The sequence below is a fragment of the Streptomyces sp. Y2F8-2 genome, from assembly GCF_014905555.1.
Lineage (GTDB): Bacteria > Actinomycetota > Actinomycetes > Streptomycetales > Streptomycetaceae > Streptomyces > Streptomyces cynarae.
The window spans coordinates 192,575-217,006 of record NZ_BNGS01000008.1 but is presented as its reverse complement, the minus strand read 5'-3'; the positions used below and the strand labels follow the sequence as shown (position 1 = coordinate 217,006).

Here is a 24,432-nt window from a genome sequence, read left to right as displayed (position 1 = left end):
CCTGGCGCCGGTTCGATCAGCGCGAACCGTCGTCAGCCGGTTGCCCGCCGCGGCTGCCCCAGTCCACCTGCGGCCCCTCGAAATGCGCGGCGTGCCGCGGAGGATGAGCGGCGGCTCCGAGCGCGAAGACGTCCGGCGCACCGTCCAGTACGCCGCCGGACGGATCGTCGTCGCCGGCCCGGCGCACCGTGTCCCGTTCCGGCAGGAAGATGTCGCGTACGACGACGGCGCACAGGTAGAGCGTCCCCAGCAGGTGGACGGCGATGGCGAGCTGGTACCCGTCCGTCGGCAGGCCCTTGTGGGCGTCTCCGCTGGTCGTGTACGCGAGGTAGAGCCAGATTCCCAGGAAGTAAGCGACCTCGCAGGCCTGCCAGATCAGGAAGTCCCGCCAGCGCGGCCGGGCGAGTGCGGCGAGGGGGACCAGCCACAGCACGTACTGCGGCGAGTAGACCTTGTTGGTGAGGATGAACGCGGCGACGATCAGGAAGACGAGCTGGGCGAAGCGCGGGCGGCGCGGAGCGGTCAGCGTCATCGCGGTGATGCCGACGCAGGCGAGCACCATCATGATCATCGCGTAGGTGTTGGCGGTGTCCGCGGTGATGTCGATGTTGAACCAGCGCGAGACGAACAGGAAGACGGACCCGAAGTCCACCCCCCGCTCCCGGCTGAAGCGGTAGAACTTGGACCAGCCCTCCGGGGCGAGCCACATCACCGGCAGGTTGACCACGAGCCACGCGCCCACGGCGCCCAGGACGGCGGTCCCGTACTCCCGCCACCTGCCCGCCCGCCAGCACAGCACGAGGAGCGGTCCGAGCACCAGGAACGGGTAGAACTTGGCGGCCGTGGCGAGCCCCACGAGAACGCCGAAGGCAAGGGCCCGGCCACGTGACCACATCAACATCGCGGCGGCCAGCAGGGCCACGGCGAGCAGGTCCCAGTTGATGGTCGCGGTCAACGCGAAGGCGGGCGCGAGGGCGACGAGAAGGCCGTCCCAGGGGCGCCTGCGGTGGATGCGGGCGGTGCACACGGCGATGACCGCCGCGCACGCCATGAGCATTCCGGCGTTGACCATCCAGTAGGTCTGCTCGCGGGCCTGGATGCCGCCGCCGCTCGGAGTCATCCAGGAGGCGACCTCCATGAACACACCGGTGAGCACCGGGTACTCGAGGTAGTCCATGTCGCCCGGGAGCTTGTCGAAGTAAGGCACGAGCCCGTCGGCGAAACCGCGCCCCTGGTAGAGGTGCGGGATGTCCGAGTAGCAGGCGTGCGTGTACTGCGAGCTGGCGCCGAAGAACCAGCCGCTGTCGTAGCAGGGCAGCTTCTGGACCATGCCGAGGGCGAACATGCCGATCGCGACGAGCGCCACGATCCGCACGGGCGTCCACCAGGACGTCCCGAGCAGGGAGCGTCGTCCGACGGGCCCGCCGATCAGCTCGCTGCCGGCCGCGGCGACCTCGTCTTCCCTGGTCGGCCGCACCACATCCGGCTGGGGCACGCTCACGCGCGTCGTCTCTGCACTGGGCATGAGGCTCATCCTGCCGCATCCGGCCAGGAAAACGCCGAGGGCCGCCACACCTGGTCGGTGTGACGGCCCTCTTTGGGCGATGTTTCACGTGAAACGGAGTGTTTCACGTGAAACACGCTCGGTGACGCCTACCCGTTCGGCCCCGCGAAGATCCCTCCATTGCCGTTGCCCCGGGTGTTCCCGCTGCCGGTTGACTCCGTCGGCGAAGAGGTCACTCCGCCCGTGCCGCCCGCGTCGGTGCCGCCGGGGCCGGTTCCGCCGCTCCCGTTGCCCCCTCCGTTGCAGGGGCTGTTGCCCCAGAAGCCGCAGGTGTCGCTCGGCGAAGGCGAGGGCGAGATCCGCGACGGGCTCGGTGACGCGCTCGGCGACGGGCTCCGGGTGACGCTCTGGGTGGGCGTGGGGGTCACGCTCGGGCTGGGGGTGTCGTTGACGACCGTGCCGATGGGCTCCGGCGTGGGGAACGACTTCGCGGGCTGACCCTTGAGCGCCTGTTCCATGTAGTCGTGCCAGATCTCGGCCGGGAACGAGGCACCGTGGATCTCCTTCTGGCCACCTGTTCCGTACATCTCCAGGAATGTGCGGTTCTTGTTGGACTCGTTGTCGTCCATGCGGAACATGCTGATCGCGGTGGACAGCTGCGGCGTGTACCCGACGAACCAGGCGGACTTGTTGCCGTCCGTCGTACCGGTCTTGCCCGCCACGTCGCGCCCCGTCAGCTTCGCCGCGGTACCGGTGCCCTTGTCGACCACGGTCTTCAGGACGTCCGTGACGTTGTCGGCGACCTTCGCGGTGAACGCGTCCTTGGCCTGCTTGCGGTGTTCGAAGACCGGCCCGTCCTTGCTCTTGACGAATTCGACCGAGTAGGGATCGTTCTGCTTCCCGCTGGCCGCGAAGGTGGCGTAGGCACCGGCCATGCGGATCGCGCTCGGGGAGGAAGTGCCGATGGAGAACGAGGGATAGTTCGAGCTGGCGAGGCTGCCCTCCAGGATGCCGGCGTCCAGGGCGGTCTGCTTCACCTTGTCGAGGCCGACGTCCATGCCCAGCTGCACATAGGCGGTGTTCACCGAGAACTGCATCGCCTCACGCAGGTCGATCTTGTAGTCCGGCGGGTCGCCCACCGACTCGTCGCCGTCGTTCGTCTGCAGCCACTCCTGGCCCTTCTCGTTCTTCCAGACGTTCCTGTTGTACTCCTTGATCTTCAGCTTGTTCTTACCGCTGTAAATACTCTTCGGTGAGACGACGGTGCGCTCGTCCTGGGCCTGCTCGGGTCCGAGGTCGGGGTTGCGGACACCCCACTTCATCGCCGCCGCCAGCACGAACGGCTTGAACGTCGACCCCACCTGGGCACCGGTCGCGTCGGCGTTGTTGGTGAAGTGCTTGGTCGCGTCCTCACCACCGTAGATCGCCTTGATGGCACCGGTGCCCGGATCCACAGAAGCCCCGCCGAACTGGACGAATTTATCCGTGTTCGGGCGCAGGTTGGGTTTGATGTTGGCCTTCTGGACGTTCTTGACCGCAGCCTCGAGCTCGTCGACCTTCTTCTTCTCGAAGGTCGTGTGGATCTGATACCCGCCCTGCTGCAGCTTGTCCTGGGTGATGTGGGTCGTGCTGCTGTGGGTGACCAGGTAGCTGTTGGCCAGGTCGACGAGATAACCGATCTGGCCGCTCAGCCGGGTGTTCGACCGCGGGTTCTGGACCTGCGGAAGCGTCGTGTACTTGGCGCGCTCCGCGGCGCTCAGATGCCCGTACTGGACCATCTTGTTGAGGGTGTCCTGCATCTGCAGGGTGGCACGCTTCTGGTTTGCCTGGGGGGTGGCGTTCTTCGGGTCGATGGACGTGGCGCCTGCCGGGTCGTAGTACGTGGCGCCCTTGAGCATCGCCGCCAGGAATGCGCACTCGCCGGGGTCCAGATCGAGGGCGGACTTGTTGAAGTACGCGTGCGCGGCGGCCTCGATCCCGTAGGCGTTCCGCCCGTAGTACGCGGAGTTCAGGTAGCCGGCCAGGATGTCGTCCTTCTTGACGGTGGCCCCCACCTTGATCGCGATGAAGATCTCCTTGAACTTCCTGGAGATCGTCTGTGACTGGTCGTCCAGCCTCGCGTTCTTCACGTACTGCTGGGTGATGGTGGAGCCACCCTGGGTCTGACCGCCCGTGGCCATGTTGAAGACGGCCCGGGCGATGCCCTTCGGGTCGACGCCGCTGTCGGTGTAGAAGGTCTTGTTCTCCTGGGAGATGACCGCCCACCGCATCGCCGCGGGAATCTGCGAGAGGTTGACGATCTGCCGGTTGGTCTCGCCACCCGTGGCGACCATCTGGCTGCCGTCGGCCCAGTAGTAGACGTTGTTCTGGGACTGCGCGGTCTTGGCGACGTCGGGCACGCTCACCATCGCGTATCCGACGCCCGCCACCGCCACCAGGCTCCCTATGAAACCGATGAACAGCCCGGTGACCAGTTTCCACGAGGGAAGCCAGCGTGCAGCGCCGTACTTGCCGGCGCGCGGGTAGTCGATGAAGCGCTTCTTGGCCGCAGCCGCGCCCCTGCCTCGGCCCGGGCCGTCGGCCGCTCTGCGCCTACCGCCCGCGTTTCTCTGGGCCGCCCGCCGGGCCTCGGCTCGGCCGCCGTACGGGCGCTCCTCACCTCCCGCTCCATAGGGGGCGGACGGAGACCCGGTGGCGCCTCGCGGTGCCGCGCGGCGGCCGGGGGACGCCGACTGGCCGCGTCGGGCCGCGGCACGTCCGCCTCCCTGCGGCTGCGGCGGTTTGCGACGGTGCTCGCTCATCGAACGATTACTCCTCGGGCAGGCGCACCTTTGCGCGCCTGGAAACGGCGGCTGGTTTCCGGTCCCCCCGAAGTACGGATGCGGTCGTTTCGGCATTCACCCGTACTGCACCGAGGACGAGGACGTCCCCCATAGGTCACTCGGTTCCCGGTGGTCTGCATGCCGCACAGACTACGCACCGCCAAAACCGACCGAGGTCCGAACTTCACCCCAAAACAGGCAACTTGCGTCCTACGAATCGGTGATGTGACCCCGTTCACCGTGCCCCCTCTTGTCGCGCTCGGAGAGGCGTTCTATCGTCGTGATGTATCGAGTCGATACATCAGCGCGACATAAGGACCGTGCGGACGAGTCAGCGACAGGAGGGAGGCGCACATGAGCCGGCGTTCCGGGATCCTCGAGTTCGCCGTCCTCGGCCTGCTTCGCGAGTCCCCGATGCACGGCTACGAGCTGCGCAAACGGCTCAATACGTCACTGGGTGTATTCCGCGCGTTCAGCTACGGGACGCTCTACCCCTGCCTCAAGACGCTGGTCGCCAACGGCTGGTTGATCGAGGAGTCGGGGAGCGCCTCCGACGACGCCGGCGCCGTTCCGCTCGCCGGGCGGCGCGCCAAGATCGTCTACCGGCTGACATCCGAAGGCAAGGAGCACTTCGAGGAGCTGCTCTCCCAGACGGGACCCGACGTCTACGAGGACGAGCACTTCGCCGCTCGTTTCGCCTTCTTCGGACAGACGTCCCGTGACGTGCGCATGCGCGTCCTGGAGGGCCGCCGCAGCCGACTGGAGGAGCGCCTGGAGAAGATGCGTGCCTCCCTGGCGCGCACCCGGGAGCGCCTCGACGACTACACCCTCGAGCTCCAGCGCCACGGGATGGAGTCCGTGGAGCGCGAAGTGCGCTGGCTGAACGAGCTCATCGAGAGCGAGCGGGCCGGACGGGACCTCAGGGGTCCCACTGCCGACGGCTCCGCTCCTGACAGCACATCTGGAGCGACGGGCGGCCTGCCCCGGCACCGGGACAGCACCCGGCCGGATCCGTCCGACGACACCACCACGTGAGGCCCGGTCGGGGCCTCACACGTACACACAGGGAGCAACCGGAATGGGTTCGGTTCGCGTAGCCATCGTCGGCGTGGGCAACTGCGCCGCATCGCTGGTGCAGGGAGTCGAGTACTACAAGGACGCCGACCCGGCGTCCAAGGTCCCGGGTCTGATGCACGTCCAGTTCGGCGACTACCACGTGCGTGACGTCGAGTTCGTCGCCGCGTTCGACGTGGACGCCAAGAAGGTCGGCCTCGACCTCGCGGACGCCATCGGCGCCTCGGAGAACAACACCATCAAGATCTGCGACGTCCCGTCCACCGGCGTGACGGTCCAGCGCGGCCACACCCTCGACGGTCTCGGCAAGTACTACCGCGCCACCATCGAGGAGTCCGCCGAGGAGCCGGTCGACGTCGTCCGGGTCCTCAAGGACAAGCAGGTCGACGTCCTCGTCTGCTACCTGCCCGTCGGCTCCGAGGACGCGGCGAAGTTCTACGCCCAGTGCGCCATCGACGCCAAGGTCGCCTTCGTCAACGCCCTTCCGGTCTTCATCGCCGGCACCAAGGAGTGGGCCGACAAGTTCACCGAGGCCGGCGTGCCGATCGTCGGTGACGACATCAAGTCGCAGGTCGGTGCGACCATCACGCACCGCGTCATGGCGAAGTTGTTCGAGGACCGGGGCGTGATCCTGGACCGCACGATGCAGCTGAACGTCGGCGGCAACATGGACTTCAAGAACATGCTGGAGCGCGACCGCCTGGAGTCCAAGAAGATCTCCAAGACGCAGGCCGTCACCTCCCAGATCCCCGACCGGGACCTCGGCGAGAAGAACGTCCACATCGGCCCGTCCGACTACGTGGCCTGGCTCGACGACCGCAAGTGGGCCTACGTCCGCCTCGAGGGCCGTGCCTTCGGCGACGTCCCGCTGAACCTGGAGTACAAGCTCGAGGTCTGGGACTCCCCGAACTCCGCGGGTGTCATCATCGACGCCCTGCGCGCCGCGAAGATTGCCAAGGACCGCGGCATCGGCGGTCCCGTGCTGTCCGCGTCCTCGTACTTCATGAAGTCCCCTCCGGTCCAGTACTTCGACGACGAGGCCCGCGAGAACGTCGAGAAGTTCATCCGGGGCGAGGTCGAGCGCTGACGTCGCTCCCGTGCTCGTGCGGGGTCCCCGGGTCTGTGCCCGGGGACCCCGCACGTATGTGAGGCTGTGCCCCATGTCCGTCGTGCGCGATCTCCGCGTCCTCCTGCACTTCAGCGGCTTCCGGCGCCTGCTCGCCGTACGACTGCTGTCCCAGGGGGCCGACGGCGTCTACCAGGTCGCGCTCGCCACGTACGTGGTCTTCTCCCCCGAGAAGCAGACCTCGGCCACCGCCATCGCCTCCGCCATGGCCGTGCTGCTCCTGCCCTACTCCCTCGTCGGCCCCTTCGCGGGGGTCCTGCTGGACCGCTGGCGGCGCCGCCAGGTCTTCCTCCACGGCAACCTGCTGCGGGCCCTGCTGGCCTGCGCGACCGCCGTCCTGATGGTGAGCCATGTACCGGACTGGCTCTTCTACGTCTCCGCGCTGTGCGTCACCGCGGTCAACCGTTTCGTCCTGGCCGGCCTGTCCGCGGCGCTGCCCCGGGTGGTCGACGCCGAACGCCTGGTGATGGCCAACTCGCTCTCGCCGACGGCGGGCACGCTCGCCGCCACCGCGGGCGGCGGACTCGCCTTCGCCGTACGGCTGGTGATCGCCGACTCCGATGCCGCGGTGGTGCTGCTGGGTGCACTCCTGTATCTGGGATCGGCCCTCGCATCGCTGAGCCTGGCTCCGCGAGCGCTGGGACCGGACGGTGACGCGGTGCAGCCACGTCTTGGCGCCGTGCTGGTCGGCACCACGCGGGATCTGGTGGCCGGTGTACGGCATCTCACGGCACCCCCGCGCCGGGAGGCCGCCTGGGCGCTCACCGCGATGACCCTGATGCGGTTCTGCTACGGCGCGCTGCTCGTCCTCCTGCTCATGCTCTGCCGCTACGCCCTGTCCGCGAACCCGCGCCAGGGGCTGGCCCTGCTGGGACTGGCGCTGGGCATCTCCGGGGCCGGGTTCTTCGCCGCGGCCGTGGTGACGCCGTGGGCGGCGGGGCGTCTCGGTCCCGGACGCTGGATCGCGGTGTGCGCGGGGTCCGCCGCCGTACTGGAGCCCTCGCTCGGCCTGCCGTTCGCCACGGGACCCATGCTGGTGGCCGCGTTCGTCCTCGGGCTGACCACACAGGGCGCGAAGATCTCCACTGACACGATCGTTCAGTTCTCGGTCGACGACGGCTTCCGCGGCCGGATCTTCTCGGTCTACGACGTGCTCTTCAACGTGGCCTTCGTCGGCGCGGCCGCGGTCGCCGCCTTGATGCTGCCCCCTGACGGCCGATCAGCGGCTTTGGTCGTCATGGTCGCCGTGGTCTACGCGACAGCTGCATTGTCTATGTCCCGCTTTGAGCGCCAGTAAGTGTCACATCAAGGCTACGGAGCACCAGGCGAGTTCAAGGTTGTCAGTGCAGACCTGTAGCTTACGGGCGTCTTATTTCGCGCAATGCGCACCCGCGTTCGAGGGGGACCCCGAAAGTGACCACTCCGCCGCCCCAGGGCACGAATCCGTACGCCCAGCAGCCCACCGTGCCCATGGGGCAGCAGCTCGGCCAGCCGGGAGTCGCGCAGCAGCCGTACGCTCCGCAGCAGCCCTATCCGCCGCAGCAGACGTACCCGCAGCAGCAGGGATACCCGCAGCAGCAGCAGCCGTATCCCCCCTTCCCCCAGCAGCAGGGTGCCCCGGCGCCGCTGCCGCCGCAGGCGGGGCCCGGCAAGCGCGCCAGCAAGAAGGCGATACGGATCATCGGCGCCATCGTCATCGCCGTCATCATCGGCGTCATCAAATTCGGTGCGGGCTGGTTCCTGACCCGCGACGACGCGGAGACGACGTCGGTGGGCTCCTGCATGCACAACGACGGCACGAACTCCAAGCCCGACCTCAAGGACGTCGACTGCTCCTCGAGCAACGCCCAGTACAAGGTCGTCCAGAAGTTTGACGGCACCAGCGATGAAAACAAGTGCCAGGGCGTCAAGGACGCGACGATCTCCTACATTCAGTACGGCGGCGGCCACGACGTGGTGCTCTGCCTGAACGAGCTCAAGAAGTAGATCGACCCACGGCACGCACGAAGGGGCGATGTTTCACGTGAAACATCGCCCCTTCGTGCGTGCCGTGGTGGCGTTCCGGGGTCATGTTTCACGTGAAACATGACCCCGTTCCGTCATCCCTCACCCTGCTCGGCCCACCATTCCTTGAGCGCGGACACCGCAGCGTCATGCCCCATCGGGCCGTTCTCGAGGCGCAGCTCCAGCATGTGCTTGTACGCCCGACCGACCACGGGCCCCGGGCCGACGCCCAGAATCTCCATGATCTGGTTGCCGTCCAGGTCGGGGCGGATCGCGTCCAGCTCCTCCTGGTCCTTGAGCTGGGCGATGCGCTCCTCCAGGCCGTCGTACGCACGGGAGAGCGCGGCCGCCTTGCGTTTGTTGCGGGTCGTGCAGTCCGAGCGGGTCAGCTTGTGGAGACGCTCGAGGAGCGGGCCCGCGTCACGGACGTACCGGCGCACCGCCGAGTCCGTCCACTCTCCCGTGCCGTAGCCGTGGAAGCGCAGGTGCAGTTCGACCAAACGGGAGACGTCCTTCACCAGCTCGTTGGGGTACTTCAGCGCCGTCATCCGCTTCTTGGTCATCTTCGCGCCGACCACCTCGTGGTGGTGGAAGGAGACACGGCCGTCCTTCTCGAAACGGCGCGTCTTCGGCTTTCCGATGTCATGCAGCAGCGCGGCGAGCCGCAGCGCCAGATCGGGTCCGTCCTGCTCCAGCGCCATCGCCTGCTCCAGGACGATCAGCGTGTGGTCATAGACGTCCTTGTGCCGGTGGTGCTCATCACGCTCCAGCCGCAGGGCGGGCAGCTCCGGCAGGACGTGATCGGCGAGCCCCGTCTCGACCAGCAGCGTCAGCCCCTTGCGCGGGTAGGCGGACAGGACCAACTTGTTCAGCTCGTCCCGTACGCGTTCGGCGGAGACGATCTCGATGCGCCCGGCCATCTCCTTCATGGCCGTGACGACCTCGGGAGCCACCTCGAAGTCCAGCTGAGCCGCGAAGCGGGCAGCCCGCATCATCCGCAGTGGATCGTCCGAGAACGACTCCTCGGGGGTCCCGGGGGTGCGCAGCACCCGGGCGGCGAGATCGTCGAGCCCCCGGTGCGGGTCGATGAACTCCTTCTCGGGCAGCGCGACGGCCATCGCATTGACCGTGAAGTCGCGCCGGACCAGATCCTCCTCGATGGAGTCGCCATACGACACCTCGGGCTTGCGCGAGCTGCGGTCGTAGGCCTCCGACCGGTACGTCGTCACCTCGATCTGGAAGCGTTGGACAGCGTCTCCGACGCGGGCGTCCTTCTGAGCCCCCACCGTGCCGAAGGCGATCCCGACCTCCCATGTGGCGTCCGCCCACGGCCGCACGATCTTCAGGACGTCCTCGGGACGGGCGTCCGTCGTGAAGTCCAGGTCGTTGCCGAGCCGCCCGAGGAGGGCGTCCCGCACCGAGCCACCGACCAGAGCGAGCGAGAAGCCCGCCTCCTTGAAGCGGCGGGCGAGGTCGTCGGCGACAGGGGAGACCCGCAGCAGTTCGCTCACGGCGCGCTGCTGCACCTGACTCAGGGCACGGGGATTGTCTGCGTTGGCGTTCGGCACAACAGAAAAGGGTACGTGTCCCGGGCGATGGCGGGCGCCCGCATTAAACCGTCGCGAGCGTTCCGTGAACGACCGTAAACAGTCAGTCGCGGCCGGCCTTCCCCGTCCCGCCATGACGGGACGGCCCCGCTCCCTTTCCGATCTTGTGGTGCGGACCGCGGCACTTCCCTTCCGCGCACATCGTTACCATGCGGGGACGCACATTCCGACGACCACTGACGACGAGGGACGGGCGAGCGCGTGGCCGAGGCGGCAGACTTCCAGGGGATGAGTTCCTCACCTGCCCGCCGGTGGCTCCGGCGTACCGGAGCGCTGCTCGCGGGCGCACCCCTGCTGGCCGGCCTCCTGCAGCTGCCCGCCGGCCCGGACGCGCACGCCGCCGTCAGGAGCGCCGCGGTGGAGGCCGGCAGCTCCCGAGCGGTCACTGTCTCCCTCGACTCGCTCAGCCCCAGCGTGCCGACCGACGGCGACACCCTCACCGTCTCCGGCACGGTCACCAACAACGGCAGGCAGGCCGTCACCGACGCCCACGTGGGCCTGCGCGTCGGCCAGGAGCTGACCAATCGCGCGTCCATCGACAGCGTCGCCCGGCGCACCGGCTACCTGCCGGGCGTCGACGGCACCGAGGTCGGCGGCAAGTACGTCGAGAAGTTCGCCCAGCTCGCGCCCGGTGCCACCCAGGAATTCAGCATCTCCGTGCCCGTCAAGGAGCTGGACCTCGGCTCCGACGGGGTCTACCCCCTCGGCGTCTCGCTCTCCGGCCAGACCGCCGCGCAACCCTACGAGCAGGTACTCGGCATCCAGCGGACGTTCCTGCCCTGGCAGCCCGACAACGCCGCCAAGACGCAGACGACGTTCCTGTGGCCGCTGGTCTCCGATGCCCACATGACCGCGGAGACCCTCCCCAACCAGCAGCAGACACCCGTCTTCCAGAACGACGACCTGGCCAAGGAGATCTCCCCGGGCGGCCGTCTCTCGCAGCTCCTTTCACAGGGCAGGAACCTCGACGTCACCTGGGTGGTCGACCCCGACCTGCTCGCCTCCGTGGACGCGATGGCGGGCAGCTACAGCGTCAAGGGCGACGGCGACAAGGTCACGGCGGGCAAGAGTCAGGCGGTCGCCAAGCAGTGGCTCGCCGACCTTCAGAAGGCGGTCCAGAACAAGGAGGTCGTCGCTCTGCCCTACGGCGACCCCGACCTGGCCTCGCTCGCCCACAACGGCAAGAACGTCACCGGCTCCCTCAGCCACCTCAAGGACGCCACGGACGTCGCCGCGAGCACCGTGGAGACCATCCTCCACGTGAAACCCGACACCGACTTCGCCTGGCCCGTGGACGGCGCGATCGACCCCTCCATCATCAAGGTCGCCACCTCGGCCGGCGCCGACAAGGTGATCGCCCGCAGCGACAGCCTCCAGGAGACCCGCGGCCTGTCCTACACGCCCACCGCCGCTCGCCCCATCGGGGGCGGCACCACGGCGGTGGTCTCGGACGACGGCCTGTCGAGCGCGTTCGACGGCGACATGACCTCGGCCGCGAGCTCCACCCTCGCCGTGCAGGATTTCCTGGCTCAGAGTCTGATGATCAACCTCGAGGAGCCGGACAAGCAGCGCAGCATCGTGGTCGCTCCTCCGCGGATGCCGTCCTCGAGCCAGGCCCAGTCGATGGCGGAGGCGCTGACGGCCCTGCAGGGCAGCCACTGGTCGGAGTCGGCCGATCTGTCGGTGGCCGCCAAGGCCAAGCCGGACCCGGATGCCACGACGAAGGTGCCGGCCGCGTCCCGCTACCCCTCCTCGCTGCGCAGGCAGGAACTTCCGCGGTCCGCGTTCGCGCAGATCGAGAACACGCAGGACAAGCTCGACAGCTTCAAGGTGATCCTGACCGACCCCGCACGAGTGGTCACCCCCTTCGGGCGGGCCATAGACCGCTCGATGTCCACCTCGTGGCGCGGGCACGCCTCCGAAGCCTCGGCCTTCCGCCAGGGCGTGGAGTCATACCTCGACGGGCTCACCGATCAGGTGCGGCTGATCGAGAAGTCCGAGACGAAGCTCTCCGGCCGCAGCGCGACCATCCCCGTGACGGTGCAGAACAATCTCATGCAGGGGGTCGACCACCTGGTCCTGCGCCTCACCTCCCAACAGCCGACGCGTTTGAAGATCGGCAACGGCCCCTACTCCGAGCAGCCCATCTCCGTCTCGGGCGGGCACAGCCAGTCCGTGAAGTTCACCACCACGGCCAACGCCAACGGACGGGCCGCGGTCGTCGCCCAGCTGTTCACCGAGGACGGGCAGGCGTACGGCCCTCCGATCACCTTCGACGTGAACGTCACCGAGATCACTCCCACGGTGATGCTCGTCATCGCCGGTGGTGTCCTGCTGCTGGTGCTCGCCGGGTTCCGCATGTACACCCAGCGCAAGCGCCTGACCGCACGGCAGGCCGAGGAGGACCGGCAGGACGACCCGCAGCACGCGGACGACGGGGGTCTGAACAAGGCCGCCGACGCCGCCGTAGACACTGGGGACACCGCAGGATCCGCAGCGGCACCCGCACAGGAGTCGGACACGGAGACCGGGGCAGACGACCCGGAGCACCCGAGTGACCCGGGGCCGGACACCGCACCGGAAAGCACCGACCCGTCCGGGACGGGTGAGAGAGTGGACCGTTGAGCGATGTCGTGGCCAAGGGCCCGGGGACAACGAGGTGGGGTAACCATGAACGCGCCGTACGACGGTGACCGCGAGCAGGGCGCCGTGGGCAGCTCGGGCTACCCCGAGGGCCCGCCACCGCACCAGCCCGATCAGGTACCGCCGCAGCCCCCGGCCGACATGTACCTCCATGACGCCTACCACCAGGACCCCTACCAGGCGCACGACCTCTCCGCTCAGGACCCGGTGGCCGAGGCGCTCTACGACCGCGCGGCGCACCCCCCGCCGCCCCCTGGCCCGTACCAGCCGCAGCAGCCCTTGTACGCCCAGCCGCCGACTCCGGAACACACCCCCGACCCTCGCGTGTGGGCCCAGCCGCCGGCGCCCGAGCCGGAGGGACCGTCGCAGTACCTGCCGTACGGCGACGACGCCCGCACCACCCAGTTCGTGGGCGTCGACGACCTCGTCACCCAGGCCGGCCAGGAGCGCCACGAGCCGGACGCCTTCGCGCACCTGTTCAGGGACCAGCAGCAGGGCGGCGGACAGCCGTCCGTGCGGCAGCCGTCCGTACCGGGCCCCGCACCGGCTCAGGGTCCGGCCGGGCCGTACCCGGCACCGGCCTACGCCCAGGCGTCCCCGCAGGAACGGACGTACGCCGCCCCTTCAACGGCCGCCGACGCGGCACCGGCGGCCGCGCCCGAGGCCACCGCCGAGCCCGCCGCGCCACCCGCGCCCGAAGGGAAGAAGGGCGGGCGGGCCTCGAACCTGCTGAAGTCCAGCGCCGTGATGGCGGCGGGCACGATGGTCTCCCGGCTCACCGGGTTCATCCGCTCGGCGCTGATCGTCTCGGCGCTCGGCGTCGGCCTCCTCGGCGATACCTTCCAGGTCGCCTACCAGCTGCCGACGATGATCTACATCCTCACCGTGGGCGGTGGCCTCAACTCCGTCTTCGTGCCGCAGCTGGTGCGCGCGATGAAGGAGGACGAGGACGGCGGCGAGGCGTACGCCAACCGGTTGCTGACCTTGGTCATGGTGGCGCTCGGTGGGCTCACCGTGGTCGCGATCCTGGGGGCGCCCTACCTGATCCGCCTGCTGTCCGACTCGGTCGCCAGCGACCCGGCGGCCAACGAGGTCGGCGTCACCTTCGTCCGTTACTTCCTGCCCTCGATCTTCTTCATGGGCATCCACGTGGTGATGGGTCAGGTTCTCAACGCGCGGGGGAAGTTCGGCGCGATGATGTGGACCCCGGTCCTGAACAACATCGTCATCATCGTGACGCTCGGCGCATTCATCTGGGTGTACGGCAGCGCGGCGAACTCCGGGATGAAGGTGACGAACATCCCGCCGGAGGGGCAGCGGTTGCTCGGAATCGGCGTGCTGCTCGGCATGGTCGTACAGGCCCTGGCGATGATCCCGTACCTGCGCGAGACCGGTTTCCGGCTGCGGCCGCGCTTCGACTGGAAGGGCCATGGCCTCGGCAAGGCCGCGACGCTCGCCAAGTGGACCGTCCTGTTCGTCCTCGCCAACCAGGCCGGCGCGCTCGTCGTCTCACAGTTGTCCACCTCGGCGGGCAAGCACTCCCCGGTCGACGGCACCGGCTTCGCCGCCTACGCCAACGCCCAGCTGATCTGGGGGCTCCCGCAGGCGATCATCACCGTCTCCCTGATGGCGGCCCTGCTGCCGCGCATCTCGCGCTCGGCGGCAGAGGGCGACGGCGGAGCGGTCCGCGACGACATCTCGCAGGGCCTGCGCACCACGGCCGTCGCGATCGTGCCGATCGCCTTCGGGTTCGTCTCGCTGGGCATCCCGATGTGCACCCTGATCTTCGGCTCGTCGGGCACCAGCGAGGCCACCAACATGGGTTACATGCTGATGGCCTTCGGCCTCGGCCTCATCCCGTACTCCGTGCAGTACGTCGTCCTCCGCGCCTTCTACGCGTACGAGGACACCCGCACCCCCTTCTACAACACGGTCATCGTGGCCGCTGTGAACGCGGGGGCCTCAGCCGTCTGCTACTTCGTCCTCCCGGCCCGCTGGGCCGTGATCGGCATGGCGGGCTCCTACGGCCTCGCGTACGCGATCGGCGTCGGTGTCGCCTGGGCCCGACTGCGCAAGCGGCTGGGCGGCGACCTGGACGGCGCCCGGGTGCTGCGGACGTACGCACGGCTGGGCATCGCCTCGGTGCCGGCCGCGCTGCTGAGCGGAGCGGCCTGCTACGAGATCGGCCACACGCTGGGGCAGGGGGTGGTCGGCTCGCTGGCCGCCCTCGTCGGCGGTGGCGCCCTGCTTCTCGGCGTCTTCTACGTCGCCGCACGCAAGATGCGCATCGAGGAACTCAACTCAATGGTCGGCATGGTCCGCGGGCGCCTGGGGCGCTGAGGCGGGGGTACGCGCACAACCATTGTCCGCCGCCGTGTGTCGTGCATAGCGGCGGACTGTGGGCACAATTGGTTTCTGCGTCGGACAGCGCGCAACGGATGGGGAGGCAGGTACGACGGTGGCGGAACGGAGCACGGCTGCCGTCGACGTGGCAGACAACAGCGGTGACGAGCCGCTGACCGCCAAGGCGGACCAGTCCACGTCCGACGGGGTGGCCCAGGACCGGGAGCGGGACACGGACAGCGACGAGCCGCAGGGGAGCGGCGGGACCGAGCGTCCCGGAAAGGCCTCACCACCGGAGCTGCACAGCGGCCACAAGCTCGCCAGACGCTACCGTCTCGAGGAGTGCGTCACCCGTCTGGACGGATTCAGCAGCTGGCGTGCGATGGACGAAAAACTCCGCCGCGCCGTCGGCATTCATGTTCTTCCCTCGGACCACACCAGAGCGCGTTCCGTGCTGGCCGCGGCCCGTTCCTCGGCGCTGCTGGGCGATCCGCGATTCGTGCAGGTCCTGGACGCGGTCGAGGAGAACGACCTCGTCTATGTCGTGCACGAATGGCTGCCCGACGCCGTCGAACTGACCACGCTGCTCGCCACCGGACCGCTGGAAGCCCACGACGCCTACCAGATGGTCACCCAGGTGGCCCAAGCCATGGCCGCCGCCCACCGCGAGGGCCTCTCCCATCTCCGCCTGAACCCCGGCACCATCCTGCGCACCTCCTCGGGCCAGTGGCGCATCCGCGGCCTCGCGGTGAACGCCGCCCTGCGCGGCATCAGTTCCGACACCCCGCAGCGCACCGACACGGAGGCCATCGGCGCGCTCCTGTACGCCGCCCTCACCCAGCGCTGGCCCTACGAGGACGACGCCTACGGTCTGTCGGGGCTGCCCAAGGGCGTCGGCCTGATCGCCCCCGACCAGGTGCGCGCCGGCGTACACCGCGGTCTGTCCGAACTCGCCATGCGGGCGCTGGCCAACGACGGTGCCACCGCCTCCCGCCACGAGGCCCCGTGCACCACGCCCGAGGAACTGGTCAAGGCGATCGGTGAGATGCCCCGCATCCGCCCGCCGGAGCCCTCGTTCACAGCGCCGCCCGACTACCAGCGCACGACGTACCAGCAGGGCACGTACGGCCGCCCCGCGGCCCACCCGGGCATCACCCAGCCCGTACCGGCCCCGCCGCCCCCGCTGCAGAGCCGCACGGGCAAGGCCCTCAAGTGGGCGGTCTCCGCGCTGCTGATCGCGGCCCTGGGCCTGGGCAGCTGGCAACTCGCGGAAGCCCTGATGAACCAGGGCAAGAAGTCGGACAACACGAACCAGACGCATACGACGGACGGGAACGACAAGAACGGCGGCATCACGCCCAAGCCGCTCACCCAGATCAAGATCCAGGGTGCGCAAGAGTACGTCGCGAGCGGTGACGCGCAGGCCCCTGAGGATGTCAAGAACACGTACGACGGGGACAGCTCCACATACTGGCGGACCAAGCGCTACGAGGACGGCCCGAAGCTGGCGCCCTACAAGCCCGGTGTGGGCATCGTCTATGACCTCGGCTCCCCCAAGGGGATCATGGCTGCGTCCATAGGGCTCCGTTACCCGGGCGACCACACGACCGTTCACCTGTATGCCACGGACTCGCTGTCCCCCTCCACAGGGATCGCGGGAATGAGGGAGATCGGAACCGCCACCACGAGCGGAACCTCTCTCACGGTGAAGGCGACGAAGACGCTCAAGACGCAGTACGTCCTGCTGTGGATCACCGATGTTCCGATGGCACCGAGCGACGGCTACAGCGGTGCGGGCTACAAGCAGGCCATCACCGATGTGAAGTTCACCGGCTGAGCATCATCAAGGGGGGAGGGGTCCGATGGCGGATGGCACCGCATACGACGATGCAAGCGATCAGGACCTCCTCGCCCGTCACGTGGAGGGCGACCCCGACGCCTTTGGTGAGATCGTCCGCCGGCACCGCGATCGACTGTGGGCCGTGGCGCTGCGGACGCTTGGGGACCGTGAGGATGCCGCCGACGCCGTTCAGGACGCTCTGGTTTCTGCCTACCGGGCGGCCCATACGTTTCGGGGCCAGTCCGCCGTCACGACCTGGTTGCACCGGATCACGGTGAACGCGTGCCTGGACCGCGCCCGTAAGGCGGCCTCCAGGAAGACCTCTCCCGTGGACGACACCGAACGGCTGGAGCAGCTCCTGGAGCCGCATGAGTCGGCCTCGGCGCCGGCCGAGCGGAATGATCTGCACCGCCAGCTGCTGGAGGCTTTGAGGACTCTGCCTCCGGACCAGCGTGCCGCGCTCGTCCTCGTGGACATGCAGGGCTACCCGGTCGCGGAGGCCGCCCGCATCCTCGATGTGCCGACGGGCACGGTGAAGAGCCGCTGTGCCCGCGGTAGAGCCAGACTGCTGCCGCTGCTCACCCATCTGCGCGCGGAGGGCGGCGGCGAGGACGTCAAGAAGTCGGGCGGTGGACGGAACCGGGTTCAGGGGGCATCCGTCCCACCCGCAGCAGGACCACATGACGCAGGGCCAAGCGATTCAGCTGCTGTGAAGGGCGGAGGTGGGCGAGCGTGACATCCACGACCGATATGGCCGGGCATCCGGACGTCGAGGAGCTCTCCGACCTCTGCGAAGGTCTTCTGCCGCCCTCCCGTGTGGAGGACGTGCGGCGGCATCTGGACGAGTGCCCCCTGTGTGCGGACGTCTACGACTCCCTGGGGGAGATCCGCGGACTCCTCGGCACGCTTCCGGGCCCGCCCCGTATGCCCGACGATGTGGCGAGCCGTATCGATGCCGCGCTCGCCGTGGAGGCGCTGAGGGACGTCGCGGCACCAGCGTCGGCACCCGAGAGCGCGAGTGTCGGTTCCCCTGAACTCATTGCGCATGTTTCACGTGAAACAGCGCCCCCTGCCGCCACTGACCGCCCTTCGGGCCATGCCCGTGCGGCCACCGGACCGGGCCGCGCCCAGCGCACCCGTCGCGGCCGCCGCAGGACCGTCGCCATGGCCGCCGTCTTCACAGCTGCGGCCGTGGGTCTGGGCGTCCTGCTGGTGCAGACGCTGGGCGGCGACACGGGGAAGAGCACCACGGCCAGGCCGCAGCACACCGACGCCGCGCACACCTACTCCGCCGGCACGCTGCAGAGCCAGGTCACCAACCTGCTCGCCGGGAAGACGGACGAGGGCGGCTCCGCCAGTGCCAAGCCCTGGGGCGTCCAGTCCGAACCCGGCACGGCCGGATCTTCAGGCATGCGGCCGAACAAGACACTCCAGGACACCACTGTCAACGTGCCGACCTGCGTACAGCAGGCCATCACCACCGACGAGAGCGTCCTCGCCGCCGACAAGGGCGTGTACCAGGGGGTCCTCGTCTATCTCCTCGTCACCCCCGACGCCTCCGACAGCACGAAGGTCACGGCCTACATCGTCGATGCGGCCTGCGTGAAGCAGGCCTCGGGGTCCCCCGGCAAGGTGCTGTTGACGCACTCGTACGCCCGCTCCTGAGGTTTCGCACCCCGGACCGGTTCCTATCCGGGTGTCATTGGGAACTGTGTGCGGTGCCGCGTCTCCGTGTGCCCGGACACACCGGGAATGCGGGCCCCTTAGGATCCGTTGGGTGGGGTGAGAGCGCCGAGCGAGGCTCCCACCGGCAGTAGGCAGCAGCAGTCTCCAGAGACGAGGAATCAAGCCGTGAGCGACGTCCGTAACGTGATCATCATCGGCTCCGGGCCCGCCGGTTACACGGCGGCGCTCTACACCGCGCGCGCGTCGCTGAAGCCACTGGTGTTCGAGGGCGCCGTCACCGCGGGTGGTGCGCTCATGAACACGACCGAGGTCGAGAACTTCCCCGGCTTCCAGGACGGCATCATGGGCCCCGAGCTCATGGACAACATGCGCGCGCAGGCCGAGCGCTTCGGTGCCGAGCTGATTCCGGACGACATCGTCTCCGTCGACCTCACCGGTGAGATCAAGACCGTCACGGACACCGCCGGCACGGTGCACAAGGCGAAGGCCGTCATCGTCGCCACCGGCTCCCAGCACCGCAAGCTGGGCCTGCCGAACGAGGACGCCCTCTCCGGCCGCGGAGTCTCCTGGTGCGCCACCTGTGACGGCTTCTTCTTCAAGGACCAGGACATCGCCGTGATCGGCGGCGGCGACACCGCGATGGAGGAGGCCACCTTCCTCTCGCGCTTCGCCAAGTCCGTCACCGTCGTCCACCGTCGTGACACCCTGCGGGCCTCGAAGGCGATGCAGGACCGCGCCTTCGCCGACCCGAAGATCAAGTTCGTGTGGGACAGCGAGGTCGCCGAGATCAAGGGCAACCCCAAGCTCGAGGGCCTGACGCTGCGCAACCTGAAGACGGGGGAGCTCACCGAGCTGCCGGTGACCGGCCTGTTCATCGCGATCGGTCACGACCCGCGCACCGAGCTGTTCAAGGGCCAGCTCGACCTCGACGAGGAGGGCTACCTCAAGGTGGACGCCCCCTCGACCCGCACCAACCTGACCGGTGTCTTCGGCGCGGGCGACGTCGTCGACCACACCTACCGCCAGGCGATCACCGCCGCCGGCACGGGTTGCTCCGCCGCCCTGGACGCAGAGCGCTACCTCGCCGCCCTCGCAGACAGCGAGCAGCAGGCCGAGCCCGAGAAGACCACCGTCTGACCCCCGTTTCGCCATCGCATCACCGAGGTAAGGAGCCCGCCGTGGCAGGCACCCTGAAGAACGTGACCGACGCCTCCTTCGAGGAGGACGTCCTCAAGAGCGACAAGCCCGTCCTGGTGGACTTCTGGGCGGCATGGTGCGGCCCCTGCCGCCAGATCGCCCCGTCGCTCGAGGCGATCGCCGCCGAGTACGGCGAAAAGATCGAGGTCGTCAAGCTCAACATCGACGAGAACCCGGCGACGGCCGCCAAGTACGGCGTCATGTCGATCCCGACCCTGAACGTCTACCAGGGTGGCGAGGTCGCCAAGACCATCGTCGGTGCCAAGCCGAAGGCCGCGATCGTTCGCGACCTCGAGGACTTCATCGCCGAGTAGACGGCGAGGCGCCGAACGAAGCCGCCGAGTGAGGTGGCAATGTTTCACGTGAAACGCGTAGGGGCCGACCTTCAGGGGTCGGCCCCTACGCATGACCCCGGCTACAGAGGCCGCAGTGCCGGCTCCTTCTGCACGGCTCCCAGCAGACGGTCCAACGCCAGCTCGACGTCTTCCTTCCAGGAGAGCGTCGAGCGCAGTTCCAGCCTGAGCCGAGGGTACGTCGGGTGCTGCCGTACCGTCTTGAATCCCACGGCCAGCAGATGGTCGGCGGGCAGCAGGCACGCCGGCTCCTTCCAGCGTGCGTCGCCGAAGGCCTCGATCGCCTTGAAGCCCCGACGCAACAGATCCTTGGCAACCGTCTGAACCATCACCCGGCCAAGCCCTTGGCCCTGGTAACCGGGCATGATGAAGGCGGTCATCAGCTGGACCGCGTCCGGTGACACCGGGCTCGTAGGGAAGGCCGTGGAACGCGGGACATAGGCGGGCGGCGCGTACAGCACGAAACCCACCGGTACGTCGTCCACATAGACCACCCGGCCGCAGGAACCCCAGTCCAGCAGGACGGCGGAGATCCAGGCTTCCTTTTCGAGCGCGGACGTGCCGGCCTTTACCGCCGCCTCTCCGCTGACGGGGTCCAGTTCCCAGAAGACACACGCGCGACAGCGCTTGGGAAGATCCGGAAGGTTGTCCAGCGTGAGCGGTACGAGCCGACGCCCCATGAAGGCAGTTCCTCGCTTCCTTCGCCCGCAGCACTGCGGGCGGCTGTCAGAGCGCTCCGCTCCCTGAGCAGGCTGCCGACGAACCCGCCGACCGCTCCCACACTCAGGCCCGCGGTCACCAGTCCGGTACGGCTCATGGTTCGCATGGCCTCCGCCTCCCCGATCAAGGTGCCGTCAGGTGGATGCGCCATACCCGAACGCATCGTATCCACGTTGGTGATTCGATCGATACTGCCTGAAAGCAAAGAGCGGGCCGTGTTCCGGTACACACCGGACACGGCCCACCCGGAGAGTCGCTGGTCCGCGACCGGCTTCACCCGGACGGCTCAGTCCTCCGGCTCCTCGGCATCGCCGTCCTGCAGGCTCTTATGCAGGACCGGCCCCTCGCCCGGGGCAAGCGTGCTGAGGATCCGCTCCAGATCCTCCATCGAGGCGAACTCGACGGTGATCTTGCCCTTCTTCTGTCCGAGGTCGACCTTCACCCGGGTCTCGAAGCGATCCGAGAGCCGCGTCGCCAGATCGCTGAGCGCCGGGGAAACCCGGGTACCGGCACGTGGCCCCTTGGAACGCGGGGCACTGCGCGGCCGGGACCCCATGAGCGTGACGATCTCCTCGACAGCGCGCACGGACAGCCCCTCGGCCACGATGCGGTGCGCCAGCCGGTCCTGCTCCTCCGAGTCCTCCACGGACAGCAGCGCCCGGGCGTGTCCCGCGGAGAGCACCCCGGCGGCCACCCGACGCTGCACCGCCGGCGACAGCTTCAGCAGCCGCAGGGTGTTGGACACCTGGGGACGCGACCGGCCGATGCGGTCGGCCAGCTGGTCGTGGGTGCAGTTGAAGTCCCTCAGGAGCTGGTCATAGGCGGCGGCCTCTTCCAGCGGGTTCAGCTGCGCTCGGTGCAGGTTCTCCAGGAGGGCGTCCAGGAGCAGCTTCTCGTCGTCCGTGGCTCGCACGATCGCCGGGATGGCCTCCAGGCCGGCCTCACGGCAGGCCCGCCAGCGCCGCTCGCCCATGATGAGCTCGTAGCGCGCCGGGCCCACCTGCCGTACCACGATCGGCTGGAGAAGGCCGACCTCCTTGATGGAGGTGACGAGTTCGGCGAGCGCGTCCTCATCGAACACCTCACGCGGCTGCCGTGGATTCGGGGTGATGGCGTCGAGAGGCAGCTCGGCGAAGTGGGCACCGATCGGCGACGCGGTCGTTTCCACCGCGCCCTGCACGGACGTGTCCTCGGTTTCACGTGAAACAGTCGACAGCGTGGCCACTTTCGCGGCCGCCACTCCCCGTTCCGTCGTCAGGACAGGCGCCGCCGGTGAGGCGGGTGCACCGCCGCCCCCCGCCCCTTGAGCCGTCGCCTTGTCCCCTGTCGGGGCAGCAGGGATCAGTGCGCCGAGACCACGGCCCAACCCCCTCCGTCGCTCGCTCACTGAATCCCCTCCACCATGCTCTGTTCCGTCCGCGCGCTGACATGGGCGTGCTGTGCGTCGTAGTGGACGCCGACACCCTTCAGCGCGATTTCACGTGCCGCCTCAAGATACGAGAGGGCACCGCTCGATCCTGGATCGTAAGTCAGCACCGTCTGTCCATAGCTCGGCGCCTCGGAAATACGGACCGAGCGAGGAATGCTAGTCCTCAGCACCTCGTCGCCGAAGTGGTTGCGCACCTCTTCCGCGACCTGGGATGCCAGACGCGTCCGGCCGTCGTACATGGTGAGCAGGATGGTCGACACATGCAGGGCCGGGTTGAGGTGCCCCCGTACCAGATCGACATTGCGAAGCAGCTGCCCCAGACCCTCCAGCGCGTAGTACTCGCACTGGATCGGGATGAGCACCTCCTGCCCGGCGACCAGGGCGTTGACCGTCAACAGGCCAAGAGAGGGCGGGCAGTCGATGAGGATGTAGTCCAACGGCTGCTCATAGGCTTGGATCGCCCGCTGAAGTCTGCTCTCCCGGGCCACCAGGGACACCAGCTCGATCTCCGCACCCGCGAGATCGATCGTGGCGGGAGCGCAGAAGAGACCTTCCACATCAGGGACGGGCTGGACGACCTCCGCGAGCGGCTTGCTCTCGACCAACACGTCATAGATGGACGGGACTTCGGCGTGGTGGTCGATCCCCAGCGCGGTGGACGCATTGCCCTGCGGGTCCAGGTCGATCACCAGGACGCGGGCGCCGTGCAGGGCGAGGGAGGCGGCGAGATTGACGGTCGTCGTCGTCTTGCCCACACCGCCCTTCTGGTTGGCGACCACAATGACCCGGGTCTGCTCGGGCCGCGGCAGTCCTTCGCCGGCACGACCCAGTGCCTCCACCGCAAGTTGGGCAGCACGACCGATGGGAGTGTCGTCCATCGGGGGCGGTGTTTCACGTGAAACATCGTCCCCCATCGACTCGGTACGGGGACCGGGGACCGGATCGGTCATCGGTCCCGCGATGTTGGCGTCGGACCGCAAGGATTCACTCTCCTCGACATCAGGCTCGCAATGAACAGAGCCTCCCATGCCTTCGGGGTTGTGAACCAGTGAGGTCTGGTCTTCTGTGGAGAAATCCACCTCTGTGGACAACTCCGTACCCTCCACGGGGGACACCTCGCTATGAGTGGACCGTTTTCCGAGCGATCGGAGAGGCTTACGTTCGCGGGGTTCGGCCGCAGCCCGGCCGCGACTGATGATGCCGTGCAGCAGTGAGCGACGTTTCACGTGAAACACGATGCACAGCAGCCGCGGCCGGGCCCCCGCGACACTCCGAGATGCGTAGGTTTGGCAGCTTGTGTGGCGTACCGCCCACACTCAGACCAGATCAGACAACCGCCAGATCAACGACGTCGGCGTGCCCGCCCCGTCCGGGCCGCCTTAGCCCGCTTGGCCGCGAACCGCACCCCACCGGGGCTCTCCCCGACCTCGACCCGCACCACGGTCGACGGCGGGTCCACGATGCCCTCCCCTACATGGAGGATGGACGTCTCCACCGCACCGAGCTTGGCCAGAGCGGTGGCCGCACTCTTCAGCTCCTCTTCCGCGGTGTCGCCCTTGAGGGCCAGCATCTCCCCGTAGGGACGCAGCAGCGGAATGCCCCAGGTGGCCAGACGGTCCAGCGGAGCCACCGCCCGCGCGGTCACGACATGGACCGGCGGAATCTTGCCCATGACCTCCTCGGCGCGACCGCGAACGACGGTCACATGATCAAGGCCGAGCAGCTCGACGACCTCGGTGAGGAAATTGGTGCGCCGCAGCAGCGGCTCGAGCAGCGTGATCTTCAGGTCTTCCCGGACGAGCGCCAGCGGAATGCCGGGCAGGCCGGCGCCCGAGCCGACATCGCACACCGTCACCCCCTCGGGGACGACCTCCGAGAGCACCGCGCAGTTCAGCAGGTGCCTCTCCCACAGGCGGGGCACCTCGCGCGGGCCGATCAGCCCTCGTTGCACGCCCGCCTCTGCCAGCAGCTCGGCGTACCGGACCGCATCCGCGAAGCGATCACCGAATACGTCACGTGCCTGTTCGGGCGCAGGGGGGAGCTCCGCTGCCTCCGTCACGGGGACCGTCCTTCCGTACCGCATC

The 24,432-nt window shown here is 68.4% G+C and carries 18 protein-coding genes; 11 read left to right on the top strand and 7 right to left on the bottom strand.

Translation table 11 applies throughout. The features are described 5' to 3' along the window. Window positions 1–16: 16 nt before the first annotated feature. Both SY2F82_RS26450 and SY2F82_RS26445 read right to left on the bottom strand, forming a co-directional pair. Window positions 17–1,525 (bottom strand): glycosyltransferase family 87 protein, encoded by a 1,509-nt coding sequence (locus SY2F82_RS26450; protein WP_200421653.1) that lies wholly within the window; start codon window positions 1,523–1,525, stop codon window positions 17–19. A gap of 128 nt (window positions 1,526–1,653) precedes the next feature. Further along, window positions 1,654–4,305, bottom strand: coding sequence for a transglycosylase domain-containing protein (locus SY2F82_RS26445; RefSeq protein WP_200421652.1), 2,652 nt, complete (start codon window positions 4,303–4,305; stop codon window positions 1,654–1,656). A gap of 375 nt (window positions 4,306–4,680) precedes the next feature. On the opposite strand from SY2F82_RS26445, the gene SY2F82_RS26440 reads away from it, so the two are divergent. The 4 genes from SY2F82_RS26440 (at window position 4,681) to SY2F82_RS26425 (ending at window position 8,512) form a co-directional block, all read left to right on the top strand. Beyond that, the gene (locus SY2F82_RS26440) at window positions 4,681–5,361 is read left to right on the top strand and encodes a PadR family transcriptional regulator (RefSeq protein WP_200421651.1); all 681 of its coding nucleotides are present in this window, start codon (window positions 4,681–4,683) and stop codon (window positions 5,359–5,361) included. 43 nt (window positions 5,362–5,404) lie between these two features. After that, window positions 5,405–6,487 (top strand): inositol-3-phosphate synthase, encoded by a 1,083-nt coding sequence (locus tag SY2F82_RS26435; RefSeq protein ID WP_200421650.1) that lies wholly within the window; start codon window positions 5,405–5,407, stop codon window positions 6,485–6,487. Between the two features lie 73 nt (window positions 6,488–6,560). Then, window positions 6,561–7,823, top strand: a complete 1,263-nt coding sequence (locus tag SY2F82_RS26430) for an MFS transporter (RefSeq protein WP_200421649.1) — start codon at window positions 6,561–6,563, stop codon at window positions 7,821–7,823. Window positions 7,824–7,939: 116 nt separating this feature from the next. Next, complete coding sequence (locus SY2F82_RS26425) at window positions 7,940–8,512, top strand: hypothetical protein (RefSeq protein WP_200421648.1); 573 nt, start codon at window positions 7,940–7,942, stop codon at window positions 8,510–8,512. 113 nt (window positions 8,513–8,625) lie between these two features. On the opposite strand, the gene SY2F82_RS26420 is transcribed toward SY2F82_RS26425, so the two are convergent. After that, window positions 8,626–10,098, bottom strand: coding sequence for a CCA tRNA nucleotidyltransferase (locus SY2F82_RS26420; RefSeq protein ID WP_200421647.1), 1,473 nt, complete (start codon window positions 10,096–10,098; stop codon window positions 8,626–8,628). 240 nt (window positions 10,099–10,338) lie between these two features. Here SY2F82_RS26420 and SY2F82_RS26415 point away from each other — a divergent pair, with 240 nt between their 5' ends. The 7 genes from SY2F82_RS26415 (at window position 10,339) to trxA (ending at window position 20,160) form a co-directional block, all read left to right on the top strand. After that, window positions 10,339–12,762 (top strand): DUF6049 family protein, encoded by a 2,424-nt coding sequence (locus SY2F82_RS26415; protein ID WP_200421646.1) that lies wholly within the window; start codon window positions 10,339–10,341, stop codon window positions 12,760–12,762. A gap of 45 nt (window positions 12,763–12,807) precedes the next feature. Continuing rightward, window positions 12,808–15,120, top strand: coding sequence for a murein biosynthesis integral membrane protein MurJ (gene murJ, locus SY2F82_RS26410; protein ID WP_200421645.1), 2,313 nt, complete (start codon window positions 12,808–12,810; stop codon window positions 15,118–15,120). A 118-nt stretch (window positions 15,121–15,238) separates the two neighbouring features. Then, entirely contained in the window at window positions 15,239–16,960 is a 1,722-nt protein-coding gene (locus tag SY2F82_RS26405; protein ID WP_200421644.1) for a protein kinase family protein, read from the top strand. Between the two features lie 25 nt (window positions 16,961–16,985). Continuing rightward, window positions 16,986–17,699, top strand: coding sequence for an RNA polymerase sigma factor SigM (gene sigM, locus SY2F82_RS26400; RefSeq protein WP_200421643.1), 714 nt, complete (start codon window positions 16,986–16,988; stop codon window positions 17,697–17,699). Next, a complete protein-coding gene (locus SY2F82_RS26395) occupies window positions 17,696–18,628 on the top strand; it encodes an anti-sigma factor (protein WP_200421642.1) in 933 nt (310 codons plus the stop codon). The genes sigM and SY2F82_RS26395 overlap by 4 nt, the downstream gene beginning before the upstream one ends. A gap of 186 nt (window positions 18,629–18,814) precedes the next feature. After that, the gene (gene trxB / locus SY2F82_RS26390) at window positions 18,815–19,786 is read left to right on the top strand and encodes a thioredoxin-disulfide reductase (protein WP_200421641.1); all 972 of its coding nucleotides are present in this window, start codon (window positions 18,815–18,817) and stop codon (window positions 19,784–19,786) included. A gap of 41 nt (window positions 19,787–19,827) precedes the next feature. After that, the gene (trxA, locus tag SY2F82_RS26385; protein ID WP_103837288.1) at window positions 19,828–20,160 is read left to right on the top strand and encodes a thioredoxin; all 333 of its coding nucleotides are present in this window, start codon (window positions 19,828–19,830) and stop codon (window positions 20,158–20,160) included. 101 nt (window positions 20,161–20,261) lie between these two features. On the opposite strand, the gene SY2F82_RS26380 is transcribed toward trxA, so the two are convergent. The 4 genes from SY2F82_RS26380 to rsmG form a co-directional block, all read right to left on the bottom strand. Beyond that, the gene (locus tag SY2F82_RS26380) at window positions 20,262–20,879 is read right to left on the bottom strand and encodes a GNAT family N-acetyltransferase (protein ID WP_103837289.1); all 618 of its coding nucleotides are present in this window, start codon (window positions 20,877–20,879) and stop codon (window positions 20,262–20,264) included. 326 nt (window positions 20,880–21,205) lie between these two features. Continuing rightward, the gene (locus tag SY2F82_RS26375) at window positions 21,206–22,306 is read right to left on the bottom strand and encodes a ParB/RepB/Spo0J family partition protein (RefSeq protein WP_200421640.1); all 1,101 of its coding nucleotides are present in this window, start codon (window positions 22,304–22,306) and stop codon (window positions 21,206–21,208) included. Further along, window positions 22,303–23,376, bottom strand: a complete 1,074-nt coding sequence (locus SY2F82_RS26370; RefSeq protein ID WP_200421826.1) for a ParA family protein — start codon at window positions 23,374–23,376, stop codon at window positions 22,303–22,305. The genes SY2F82_RS26375 and SY2F82_RS26370 overlap by 4 nt, the downstream gene beginning before the upstream one ends. 314 nt (window positions 23,377–23,690) lie before the next feature. Then, window positions 23,691–24,407 (bottom strand): 16S rRNA (guanine(527)-N(7))-methyltransferase RsmG, encoded by a 717-nt coding sequence (gene rsmG, locus SY2F82_RS26365; RefSeq protein WP_200421639.1) that lies wholly within the window; start codon window positions 24,405–24,407, stop codon window positions 23,691–23,693. Window positions 24,408–24,432 lie beyond the last annotated feature (25 nt).